Genomic DNA, 11921 nt, shown 5'->3' on the forward strand with positions numbered 1-11921 from the left:
GCAGATGATTCCCGAAAACCCGCGCATCCTCAGGGTTTTTGCCGGGTCGACTTGAAGCGGGGCCTGGGCCGTCGATAGAATCCCCATTGGTGCGCTCCGAACCCGATGGAAGGACGGTGACCCTCGCCGGGGGTGGCGACCTGGCGAAGCTCCCCCAAGTCGGCGACGTCATCGCCAACAAGTACCGTGTCGACGCGATGCTTGGTCAGGGTGGCATGGGCCTCGTCGTCGCGGTCACGCACCTCGAGCTCGGCGAGCCGTACGCGATGAAGTTCTTGCTACCCGACGCCACCGGCAGCGCAGAAGCGGTCGCGCGCTTCTCTCGCGAGGCCAAAGCGGCGGTGCGCATCAAGAGCGAACACGTGGCGCAGGTCAGCGACGTGGGCAACCTACCCAACGGGGTGCCCTACATCGTGATGGAGTACCTGACGGGGCACGACCTCGGCGAGTTGCTCCGGCGCGATGGGCCGTTCCCGGTCACAGAAGCCGTCGACCTCATCCTTCAGGCGTCCGTTGGCGTGGCCGAGGCGCATGCCCGCGGCATCGTCCACCGCGACCTCAAGCCGTCGAACCTCTTTCTGACCCAACGCCTGGACGGCGCGCCGCTGGTGAAGGTGCTCGACTTCGGGATTTCGAAGACCGCTGGTGACTTCGGTCAGGCGGAGATCACGACATCGCACGCGGTCCTGGGCTCGCCCGCGTACATGTCGCCCGAGCAGCTGCGCGGCGCCAAGAACGCCGATGCGCGCTCCGACGTGTGGTCCCTCGGTGTGATTCTCTTCAAGCTCCTCACCGGTGAGCCTCCCTTCGAAGCGGAGACCTACGCGAGCGTCATCGCCTGCATCCTCACCGATCCGCCCAAAGACATTCGTCAGCTGCGCCCGGCCATCGACAAGAACCTTGAGGCCGTGCTCCTCCACTCGCTCGAGAAGGACGCCGCGCAGCGCTTCCAGAACGTCGGGGAGCTGGCCGTCGCGTTGCTCCCCTTCGGCAGCGAAGCATCGAGAGCCCTCGTGGAGCGAATCGTCCGCCTCGGAAGCCTCGACCGCACGCCCTCGGCGACCGATCTCGAGGCCCAACGCGCCGCGAGCCTTGCCCGACCGTCGACCAACCCAACGGCAAAACCCTGGGTCGCCAACAACCGGGCGTCGAACCAACCTCCGGCTGCGGCCGCGCGGCGCTGGCGACCGCTCGTGCTCGGTGTCGTCGCGGCGACGCTGCTAGGAGGGATCGGTCTCGTGGTGCGCGCCCCTTCAGCTCCCGCATCTGGTGGCCCGTCTGGTGGCCCTGGAGGGCCCCCGTCCGCTCCCGCGAGTCAACCAGCGTCACCTCCCGGCGAGCGCTCGACACCGGCCGGGGCCGCGGCCAGCGTGACGGACAGGGTCACGACGACGCCGCTCGCCATGCTCACCGCGTCGGCGTCGGCGTCGGCGTCGGCGTCGGCGCCGCCCAGTGCGCCCAAGGCCTTGCCGACGACACCCCGGGGAAATAGGAGCGGGCCCAGGGGCACGAGCACGAAGCTCGACCCAACGGCTGAAAGCCACTAGGCTTTGACGACGTGATTGCGCTCCACACCAGCGCAAGTCCGGCCGAACGCTCCTGGGGCTCCGCGCCGAAACATCCCTTCGCGGTCCTCGCGCTGGTGGTCCTCTGCGCGACGACCGCGACTCCGGCGCGCGCCCAGCAGGATCGCCCCTTGGCGGAGAAGCTCTTCCTCGAAGGCCGCACCCTTACGCAAAAAGGCGAGCACGCGGCCGCCTGCGAGAAGTTCCGTGCGTCCTACGAGCTAGACAAGACCGCGACCGGCACCCTCTTGAACCTTGCATTGTGCAATGAGACCATCGGGAAGGCGGCGTCGGCGTGGGCTCAATTTCGGCAGGTCGCCGCTGAGTCACTGGGACGGCGCGAAGATCGCGTCACCCTTGCGCGCGAGCACGAGGCCAAGGTCTTTCCCAGCGTCTCCTACGTGACGTTGCGCGTACCCGCGGAGGCGAGGACCGACGGCCTCCGCGTCTTGCTCGATGGGCGCCCTCTCGCGGAGGCTGCCTTCGGCAGCGAGGTCCCCGTCGATCCGGGCACACACGTCATCGAGGTGTCGGCACCGAATAAGCGGGTGCGGATGTACACCGCCGTGGTGGGGCCGACGGCGGACCGGCAGCTCGTCTCCATCGCTCCGCTTGAAGACGAGTCCTCCGTCCCGCCGGACACTCTGACGCCGCTCGCGACGCCCGTGCAACCGGCCCACCTATCGATGGAAGCTCCGCCGGCGCCACGCTCCGAGGCGCCACGCATTCAGCGCGGCGCTGGCGTCGCGCTCATGGCTGGCGGCGGTGCCAGCGTCGCCGTCGGGCTCGTGTTTGGGGCGGTCGCGATCAGCAAGAACCAAGGCGCGAAGGACCTGTGTCCGAGTGACCGTTGCCCGACGCAAAGCGCGAAGGACGACGCATCGGAGCGCCTCCAGTCGGCGCATGACGCGGCGGTGGTCGCGAACGTAGCCGTTGCAGCGGGGGCCGTGCTGGGCGCCGCCGGGGCCTTCTTGTTCTTCACGGCCAAGTCGTCGGCTCCTTCGGCCGGCAGGGCGTTGTTCCGCGCCGCGACGGTGCCGCTCGCGGGCGGCGCGGCGGTCGTCGTCGGGGGAGCTCTCTAGGCGTGGGGTGCGCGCCCTTGAAGTCGCAGGCGCTGCGGGTCCTGCTTGTTGGCTCGTTCGTCTTCGCCACACTCGCGGCCTGCCATTCGCTCGTAGGAATCGGCGACGATCACTTCGTCGTCAGCCCTTCGGAGGAAGCGGGGACGGACGCCGCGGGGCTCGACCCCTGCGCGCACGTAGGCCCGGGTGAGCCGCCTGACGCGTCCGACCCGGGCGAGAGCCTGCCACCGCTGGTGTTCGCCGTTCGCTCGGCGAACCTCACGGGGCGCGCCGACGCCGGCACGCCCATTGGCTTTGATCTCGACGGTACCTGCACGTGCGATTCGCGCACTGGCGTGAGTCGCTCCGATCCGAGCTGCGTTCTTCCGGCTCGCCCCCTCGTAACGATGGGATGCGACTTCGATGGGGGCGTCGACAACGCCCTCTTCGAGCTGAACAAGCAGATCGAGCGCGTGCCCAGCGCCAGCTTCGCTTACAGCGGAACGGTTGACCGGGTCGCCCGCTGCGGGATCCTCAACCTCCTCATCTTCTTGAGCCGCTACAACGGCAAGGCCAACGATGACGAGGTCGAGGTGTCCCTCATCGAATCCTTCGGCATCCGCGAACCGCATGCCGTCGAGCTCGCCGATGAACGCTGCGGCTACTTCGTCGAAGGGGGAGCGCCGCGCGCTCCGTACCCGGCGCGCTTCGATGGCACCGACCGGTGGTCCGTGCCGTCCAAGTCCGTCGTCCGAAACGCGGACGGCGGCGTAACCCCGCTCCGCAACGTGGGACGCGCCTGGGTCAAAGACCACCGCCTCGTCTTCGATGCCCGCCGTTCTGACGTTCGCACGGTCGTGCCGATCGTATTCGGAACGCAGGTCCTCGAGACAGGCAGCCCCGTTTTCTCGGCGCGCCTCGTGCCGCTTGACGCTGCGGGCGCCGACATTCCTCAAGGCAGCCCCGACACGCCGACGGCAACGCCAGCAGCCTTTCGCCTCACCGACGGCTATTTCGGGGGCCGGTCCAGCATCGACGACGTGCTCTCGCGGCTCGGGGCGCTACGCGTCGATCAGGCCCCCGCACCGGAGGAGGAGGCCTTCCTTTGCAGCCCTTCGAAGGCGTTGCTCTACCAAACCCTGAAGAGCGTCGTCTGCTCCGCTGCCGACCTCATGACCGATTCGCGCGACGACTTCAAATCCAAGAAGTGCGACGCACTGTCGATGGTCATCCAATTCGAAGCGTCTCCAGCCCTCGTCGGCGACGACTACGACCTTCCTGCCCCCAGCGCCGGCTGCGGCAAAGGATTCAGGGACTCGTGCAAGGCGAACTGACGCTCCAATCGGACACCACGGGGTCGGACACGACGGGGTCGGACACGAGGCGGTCGGGCACGACGGGGAGCCCACCTCGGAGCTGCGCTCGCGCGAGTGAGGTGCCCTAAGCGATGGCGACGGCGGTCCGAGCGAACGTTGTCGTCACCGGGCGCCTGCGACATCTCGCAGCCGTGGCTGCCGTGCTCGCGGGTCTCGGGGCAACGGCCTTCGTCTTTGCCTCCGAGAACTGGCAGGGCGACCCCGACGGCGCGCTGCTCTTGCGTCTCCTCGCGCCGCTCCTTCTCGTCTTCGGCTTGGGCGGCGGCTATTGGCTCGCTCGCACGGGCGCGGCGCGCGAGGGAGTCGTTCGCGTCGATGCCCGCGGCATCTCGGTCGACGACACGCCGATCTTGGCCGCCACCGAGCTGCCGCGCACGGCGCGCGTCTACGCGCCAAGTCGCGTTCGCCTCTCGGCCGCCGGCCGCACGTTGGTGATGCGCACCGAAAGCACCGAAGGCGCGGCCCTGCTGGCGCAGGCCCTGCTCGACGAGCATGGCATCGTCTTGCAGACGTGGGGCTTCGTTCACCGCCGGGCGCGCGTGCCCGCGGGCCACCTCGCGCTCTTGAGCGGCGGACTCACGACCGCCGTCGTTGCTGCGCGCCTCGATTGGAGCGGCGACGAGCCGCGGCTCGCGTTGGTGCTGCTCGTGGCGATGTTGACCTGGACCTGCGCGCTCGTCTTCGGCGCGCTGCGGGCCGCCGACGCCGCGGTGCGCGGAAGGTTCCTGCAGGTGTTCGCCACCGACGTCCGCGTTCGCTCATCGGCATTTGGTGCCACGCGCGTCGTCGCCCGCCCGCTGCCCAAACGAGAACGCGAACGCGGGCGCTTCACCCTTGGCGACCTCACCTTCGACGACGCGGCGACACGTGGCCGCGAGGGAGACGCTGGCCTACTCTCGCGCCTCGTGCCGCTGCGGGAGGAGCGTGCCGTTCCATCGAGGCCGGGCCCCCACGACCTCGGCGTCGTGGACGCCACGAGCGAGGGCATCCTCGACATCGCCGACGCGCGCACCTTCTCGACGACGGGCAACAGCGATCCGCTCACGGCCCTGCTCGGCGACGCGGCCGCCGCCACCTCCATCGTGGGCATGAGGGCCGCGCTCGCGCCCGGCGAGCTCATAGCCGGTCGCTTTCGCATTCGCGAATCGGCCCCCGATCGCCGTCACTTCGCCGACGACACGGCGACGAGGGCCGCGTTGCTCCTCGAGATCGTGCCCGCTCGCGCCGTCGAGTCGGGCGCGGGAGAGCGTCGCTTCGCGGAGCGCGCCGAGCTGGCTGCGAAAGTCGAACACGAACACTTGGGTGCGCTCGTCGCCGTCGGCGCCGCGGACCAAGGTCACTACTTCGCGTGGCGATGGAGAGGCCGCGCCCTCGCCGAAGCGCTCGTCGCTGGCCCGCTCGCGCTCCCCGACGCGGTCCAAGCGGTCGCGCGCGTAGCGATGGCACTCGACGCCGCGCATGCCGCCGGTGTCTTGCACCTGGATCTGTCGCCGTCCAACGTCTACGTCGACGGTCCCGCCACGACGCTCGTCGGGCTCGGCGCCGCCGAGGCGCGAATGGCGGGCGCGCGCGGCAAGGATGGTCGCGTCATCGGGTCGCCGCCCTACATGGCCCCGGAGCAATGCCGCGGCGAGCGCCCCTCAAAGGAGACCGACGTTTGGGGGCTCGGCGTCTTGCTCTTCGAGCTGGCTTCCGGGCGTCCGCCGTTCATCGCGACGCGCGCGACAACGGAGCTCTCGACGCTCACGGAGATCTTCTCCAAAGTCTTGCTCGACGCGCCGCCTCGCCTGCTTGACCTTCGGCCCGACGCGCCCCGCGCTCTCGCGACGCTCGTCGACGCCTGCCTCGAGAAGGACCGCGACAAGCGTCCGCGAGGCGCCCGCGCCGTGGCCGACGCGCTCTTCGACATCCTCCAGACGTTGTCTTGAAGGGGACGCAGCCTCGCCAGCGCGCTCGCCAGCGCCCTCGCCAGCGCGGTGCGACGAAAACACTCAAGTCGCGGGGGCCTCCCCTTTCGAATTCCGCGAGAGGACCTCGTGACGCGCGCGGAGCAACAGCCATAGCGCCGCAACGCCCCAGGCGACGGCCGCCAGAAGCCGAAGGCGTCCCGCCACGAAAGGCCACTTGTCGACACCGGCGGTGACGATGGCGAGCCTTGCAAACGTCGCCGCGGCAAGCAACGCGAAGAATCGCCCAAGGAGGCGTCCTTCCTCTCCTTCGTGGCCGAGGCTTGAACACGCGCTCATGGCCGACACGAAGGTCGCAGCCCACGCAGCCCCTGTCACCAGCTGACCGACAACGGCCGTCGGGAGCGACGGCGCGAACTCGACGCTTAGCGACCCCGCGGCGCCGAAGGCCGTGGCGGCGATCATGGTCGGCAACGCACCGCGGGCTGTCACGAGGCGGGATACGGGGTAGATGGAGAGGCTGAAGCCGACCCAGAAGACGGGCATCAAGTTGGGGAGGGACGGAAGCCCCGCGAGCTTGATGAAGATCCCCGCGGAGCGAAGCGCAAAGTGAACCTGGAAGGCCAGCGCGGCGGCCGCTGCGGCGCCGAGCACCGCGACGGCGAGGCGGCGCTTGTCGGCGAGCGTCAGAGCTGCCGCCGTTGCGACCGTCGCCGGCGCGTCGGTCTTCGGAGCATCGAGCGGAGCGTCGCCGTCGTCCTTGAGCGCCTTGTCGAGCTCCGCGCGGAGAGCCCAGACGAGGGCCAGCGCTGCGATCACGACGGCCGCACTTGAGAGCGCAAAGGGAAGAACGGGACTCTTGCCGCGGATGCGCATCTGCACGTAGGGCGCGAGCGCGCCGGCCACCCCCATGCCCATGGCGTACGCCGCCGCGCCGCGCTGACCGGCGCGCGGGCCGGCGAAGCGCGAGAGGAACGCTGCCGGCGGAACGCGCAAGGCCGCGGAGGCGGCGACCCACACGAAGACGACGATCAAGAACAACGCGCGACCTCGAGCGTGAGGAACGAGGACAAACGCGAGGCTCGAGCTGACCACGGCCGCCACGAGCCACCGGCCCCCGCGCACGAAGACGTCACGGGCACGGTCCGCGTAGCGGCCGACCCACAGATCGGTGGCGAGAAAGACGAGCTGGTCCGCGAGCAAGAGCGTCGGTACGGAGCTGGCCAGGCCCACGCGCCCCGCAAGCTCGGGAAGGAAGACCACGTACACCGTCCACGAGAGCGTGAAGAAGAGCTGAACGGCGGCAAAGAGCCAGCCGGTATGGGTCCTCATTTCGCGAGGATAGCGACGCACCGGTCTCGCCGTGAAGAAGCGTAAAGGGGCGAATCGTTTGGGGGCACCAGCGCGTCTTACTGGCGAGCCGGAGAGAACGGCCCGCAACGCTGGCAAGGTGGGCTCGATGTCCCGCGACTTGCTGCCTGCCTGCTTGCTTGCTTCGACCCTGCTTGCTTCGCCTCGACCGACAACCAAGAAAAACAAAGGAACCCTCATGAAGCCCATGCGAATGCTCCTTGCTGCGACCGCGCTCCTCTTCACCTTCGGCACTGTCGCCGTCGCCAGCGCCCACGACGGGGGCTCCAAGGACAAGCCTTCTTTCCCGATGAAGGCCGATGAGTTCCAGAAGCGCATCGACACTCGCGTGAACAAGATGCGCGTGAAGCTATCGGAGCGTCTCGCCGAGAAGAACGTCGCCGCTGACAAGGCCAAGGAGATCCGCGATCGCTTCGAGGCTGGCGTCACCAAGGTGAACGCTGCGACCAAGCAGGCCGTTGCGGATGGCGTCGTCACACAAGACGAGGCGAAGGCGGTCCGCTCCGCCATGCACGAGATGCGCTCGCACCACGGTCGCAAGCACAAGGACCAAAAGAAGAGCTGAACGCTCGCAGCGCGCCCGCTGCATGTCGCCCGCCCTTCCCTTTTGCTCGGGACGGCGGGCGACCGCCTTTCTGGCGCGTCGCGCGCGCCGATAGTCCCCCGCCCGCTGGCGAGTTGCGGTAGACGAATCCGATGGGTGAGGCTGCAGTGAAGGAGCGAGCGCCGGATGAGCGCTCCGTGCTCTTCCTCGTAGCGGCCGTTCAGTTCGTCAACATCTGCGACTTCATGATCCTCGCGCCCCTTGGGCCGCAGCTCGCGCGGACCATCGGCATGGCCGAGTCGCACCTCGCCGACGCGACGGCGGCTTACACCTTCGCCGCCGGCATCGCCGGGTTCTTTGGCTCGATGTTCCTGGACCGCTTCGGGCGCCGCGCGGCCCTGACGGTCGCCATGATCGGCCTCTCCTTGGGCACCGCCGCCGGCGGCCTCGCCACGAGCATGACGACGTTGGTCCTCGCCCGCATGTTGGCCGGCGCCTTCGGCGGACCCGCGACGTCGATCTCGCTCGCCATCATTGCCGATGTCGTGCCGCAGGAGCGACGCGGGAAGGCCTTTGGCGCGGTCATGGGCGCCTTCGCGGCAGCGTCGGTGCTCGGTGTCCCGCTGGGCATTGCACTCTCCGAGATGGGCACGTGGAAGACGCCGCTCTATGCCATCGCGGCTACGGGCCTCGTCCTCACGGCCATCGTGCGGGCGCGCCTGCCCCCGCTCCGGGGCCACTTGCTCGGGCACAAGGCGCCCGAGCGCATGCGCTTTCCCGTCGAGCTCTTGCGCCGCGACGTGGTCCTGGCTTCCTACGCCATGACGGCGACGGTCAACATGGGCGCATTCATTCTCATCCCGAACATCTCGACCTACGTCCAGAACAACTTGGGCCTGGCCACGGCGCAGCTCAAATACATGTACTTCGCAGGTGGCATCGTGAGCTTCTTCACGACGCGCGCCGCCGGAAAGCTCGTCGATCGCTTCGGCGCCGTGGGCGTTGGCACCGTGGGGACGGTCATCCAAGCGGCTGTCATCTACGCGGGCTTCGCCACCACCGCCACGCTCCCGTGGAGCACACATTTCCTCGGCAGCATGTACGGCGTCTTCATGTCGTTCATGTTTGCGAACGGGGTGAGAAACGTCGCGTACCAGGCGCTCACCTCGCGCGTTCCCCGGCCGACGGAGCGGGCTAGCTTCATGTCGCTGCAATCGACCGTTCAGCACCTCGCGGCGGGCCTTGGCGCAAGCCTATCGGCGCGCATCATGTCGACGTCGCTGGACCGCAAGCTCGTCGGCTTCGATGTCGTAGCCTACGTCGCCGTCGTCTTCGCGCTCACCCTTCCTCTCCTCTTGCGTCTCGTGGAGCAACGGCTCCGTGGCGCCGATCCCTTCCCGACACCGGCGCGCTAGCGCCGCCCTTCGCCGCGTGCCCCATGACGCTTGCCCTTCCCACCGTCTTCACCATCGGCTCGACGCTCTTCTTCCTGGTCCTTGAGCGCGTGCGCCCGGGGCGTGCGCTGCCTCACGTCCCGGGCTGGTACGCGCGCGCGCTCCTTTTGAATGGCGCTCAACTCGTCATCACGCTGGGGCTCAACCGCGTGTGGAACACGTGGCTCGGCGGCCCCTCGCTTGCTGGCCTCGCTCGGCTCGGCTCGCCGGCCGCCGAGGGGGCGCTCGCTTGGCTCGTCGGGACCTTCTTCTTCTATTTCTGGCACCGCCTGCGGCACCGCAACGGCTTCTGGCGCATCTTTCACCAGGTGCATCACTCGCCGGCGCGCATCGAGGTCGCCACGTCGTTCTACAAGCACCCCGTCGAGATCTTCAGCGACTCGGTCCTCGGCGCCCTCGTCTTGTATCCGCTCTGCGGCGTGTCGCTCGAGGGCGCGTTCTGGAACAACTTCTTCGCGGCCACGGGCGAGTACTTCTACCACGCCAACTTCAAGGCACCCCGTTGGCTCAAGTACTTCATCCAGACGCCTGAGCTTCACTCGATTCATCATCAACTCGACGTTCACCGGTACAACTTCGCCGATCTCCCGCTTTGGGATCGGCTCTTCGGCACCTACAAAGACGCCGACGCCTTCGCGCCCGCTTGCGGCTTTCCGCGAAACAATGAGCGGTTCTTGGGCGACATGTTGCGCTTTCAAGATGTCTACGATCGCGGCGCTGACACCGCGCAGCGTCAATAGAAGCCGCCGCGCGCGTCGATGGGCCACAGGTCGACGACGCGACCGGCGCGAACGACCACGAACCAATCGTGAAGGTTCACCGTCGGGTCGACGTGTCCGGGCACGAGGCGGAGCTTCGCGCCGAGCGGTGGCGCGGCGCCATCGCCGTCGCGCACAAGGATCGCGTGCTCATCGTTGACGGCGTGCGCGCGGAACCCGGGCAAGATCGGCTGCGCCGGGCCGCAGTCGGTCGACTGCGCCTTCGTGCCGACGTCGAGCGTGACGCGATCGCCGCGCACGCTCATCACGGTGGACCAGATGTGCAGCGCCGAGGCGAAGCTCGGTGTCGCCGAGTCGGCAACGTTCTTGGCGTAGTCGACGTCCATCAGAGCGTAGGAGCCCGGCTGAAGCTCGTCGTAGACACCGCTGGCCGATTCGTAGGGGAAGCTCCCGGTCCCGCCGCCCGTCACGATCTCGCACGGGAGCCCGGCAGCCGCGAGGGCGGCCCGCGCGAGCCTCGCCTTCTCGATGGCGACGGCGGTGGCGGCACGGCGCCCCTCCGGTGTTCGTACGTGTTGCGCCGAGCCTAGATACGCGTGAAGGCCACGGAGCGAGAGCCGTTCGGCCTCATGGACGAGGCCCGCGAGACGAACGACCTCATCGGAGGTCTCCAGGCCGGCGCGCCGTTGGCCCACGTCGAGCTCGATGTAAACGTCGAGGCGAGCGCCCTCCGCGTGACACGCGTCACGCCAAGCGAAGACGTTGCTCGCGTCGTCGACGACGATGCCGAGGCGCGCCGCTGGGTGCGAAGCGGCGAGGGCGGCCAAGCGCGCTTGTTTTGCTCTTCCGACCACCTCGTTCGTGACAAGGACGTCGGCACATCCGGCCGTCACGAACGGCTCCGCCTCGCCAACCTTCTGGGCGCAAAGGCCGACGGCGCCCCGCGCGAGCTGCAACTTGGCGAGGGCGACGCACTTGTGGCTCTTCGCGTGGGGTCGCAAGCGCACGCCGGCGGCGCGCGCGTAGGCGGCCATCCCGTCGAGGTTCCCCAGCAGTACGTCGAGATCGATCACGAGGGCCGGCGTGTCGACGTCCTCGACCGAGTCACCGACGCGGGCCGGAATCCAGGGTTCCATGCGCGCCCAGAGTAGCGGTGCCCGAGCGGTTCAGCGACCTCAACGCCGCGAGGCACAGGCTGGCACGGCAGAAGCGCACGGGACGGGAAGCGCCGCCCGTTCTGCACCCGCCTTTCTGATACCCGGCGGGGACGGCGACCTTGGCACGCGTGGTGCTAGGGTCCCGCCCATGCGCGCCGCGTTCTTGCTTCTCGCGTCGGTGACGGCCTGTGGCGGAGTGGTCGACCTCGACCTAGGCACGCGGGCCACCTCCCGTGACGGCGGGCCATCGGTCGTCGGGCGGGACGCCACGCCCTCAAGCAGCGTCGCCGCCGCCACGCCCCCGCCGCCCGTCAACGAGGACACGGTGCGCGTCGTTCCGAGCGACAGCCATTTCTTGATCCTCGAGCGATCGGTCCTCGGCGCCCTCAGCTCCCCGAACGACCACTGCGCGCCCGGCACGGCGGAATACACGCTCAGCGTGAAGAGTCGGCGCCTCCTGGCGCGGCGATGCTTCCCGAGCGCATCGGGCCCTCGCGAAATGGTGACGACCGAACTCATCCTCGACGCCACCTCCGAGCTCGTGCGCGTGCGCGCCGTGCTCGCCGACCTCCAAGAGCAGAAGCGTCCCGGCGAGTGCACCAAGACCGGGACGATGCGAACGCTCAGCGTCGCCACGCCGCGCGGGACGAACTACTTCAGCGACGCCGACTACGACTGCGTGCAGGGCGGGCCCTATCGGTACGTCGAGAGCCTCGAGCCGCTCGACGCGCTCTTCGTGGAGCTCCTGGACAGCCGCTGAAGGCCGC

At 68.8% G+C, this 11921-nt stretch carries 10 protein-coding genes; 8 read left to right on the forward strand and 2 right to left on the reverse strand.

The annotated features are described in order from the left end of the window. The first annotated feature begins 89 nt into the window (after positions 1-89). The 4 genes from IPG50_19820 (at position 90) to IPG50_19835 (ending at position 5930) form a co-directional block, all read left to right on the forward strand. Positions 90-1547 carry a serine/threonine protein kinase gene (locus tag IPG50_19820; GenBank protein ID MBK6694431.1) on the forward strand — a complete coding sequence of 486 codons (1458 nt, stop codon included), beginning with the start codon at positions 90-92 and terminating at the stop codon, positions 1545-1547. Positions 1548-1558: 11 nt separating this feature from the next. Next, complete coding sequence (locus IPG50_19825) at positions 1559-2647, forward strand: hypothetical protein (GenBank protein MBK6694432.1); 1089 nt, start codon at positions 1559-1561, stop codon at positions 2645-2647. Positions 2648-2664: 17 nt separating this feature from the next. Then, positions 2665-3960, forward strand: coding sequence for a hypothetical protein (locus IPG50_19830; protein MBK6694433.1), 1296 nt, complete (start codon positions 2665-2667; stop codon positions 3958-3960). A gap of 113 nt (positions 3961-4073) precedes the next feature. After that, entirely contained in the window at positions 4074-5930 is a 1857-nt protein-coding gene (locus IPG50_19835) for a serine/threonine protein kinase (protein MBK6694434.1), read from the forward strand. A gap of 63 nt (positions 5931-5993) precedes the next feature. Here the strand turns inward: IPG50_19835 and IPG50_19840 are convergent, their stop codons facing one another. Continuing rightward, a complete protein-coding gene (locus IPG50_19840; GenBank protein ID MBK6694435.1) occupies positions 5994-7241 on the reverse strand; it encodes a hypothetical protein in 1248 nt (415 codons plus the stop codon). A 217-nt stretch (positions 7242-7458) separates the two neighbouring features. On the opposite strand from IPG50_19840, the gene IPG50_19845 reads away from it, so the two are divergent. From IPG50_19845 to IPG50_19855, 3 genes are all read left to right on the forward strand, one after another. After that, positions 7459-7845, forward strand: coding sequence for a hypothetical protein (locus tag IPG50_19845; protein MBK6694436.1), 387 nt, complete (start codon positions 7459-7461; stop codon positions 7843-7845). A gap of 131 nt (positions 7846-7976) precedes the next feature. Beyond that, positions 7977-9239, forward strand: a complete 1263-nt coding sequence (locus tag IPG50_19850) for an MFS transporter (protein ID MBK6694437.1) — start codon at positions 7977-7979, stop codon at positions 9237-9239. A 23-nt stretch (positions 9240-9262) separates the two neighbouring features. Then, positions 9263-10018, forward strand: a complete 756-nt coding sequence (locus IPG50_19855; protein MBK6694438.1) for a sterol desaturase family protein — start codon at positions 9263-9265, stop codon at positions 10016-10018. On the opposite strand, the gene IPG50_19860 is transcribed toward IPG50_19855, so the two are convergent. Then, positions 10012-11133: a DSD1 family PLP-dependent enzyme gene (locus tag IPG50_19860; protein MBK6694439.1), complete on the reverse strand. Its 1122-nt coding sequence runs from the start codon at positions 11131-11133 to the stop codon at positions 10012-10014. The two genes, IPG50_19855 and IPG50_19860, sit on opposite strands and share 7 nt — an antisense overlap. A gap of 169 nt (positions 11134-11302) precedes the next feature. Between IPG50_19860 and IPG50_19865 the strand changes: the two genes are divergently transcribed. After that, complete coding sequence (locus tag IPG50_19865; protein ID MBK6694440.1) at positions 11303-11914, forward strand: hypothetical protein; 612 nt, start codon at positions 11303-11305, stop codon at positions 11912-11914. Positions 11915-11921: the final 7 nt, after the last annotated feature.

This window comes from Myxococcales bacterium (assembly GCA_016703425.1).
Lineage (GTDB): Bacteria > Myxococcota_A > Polyangia > Polyangiales > Polyangiaceae > JADJCA01.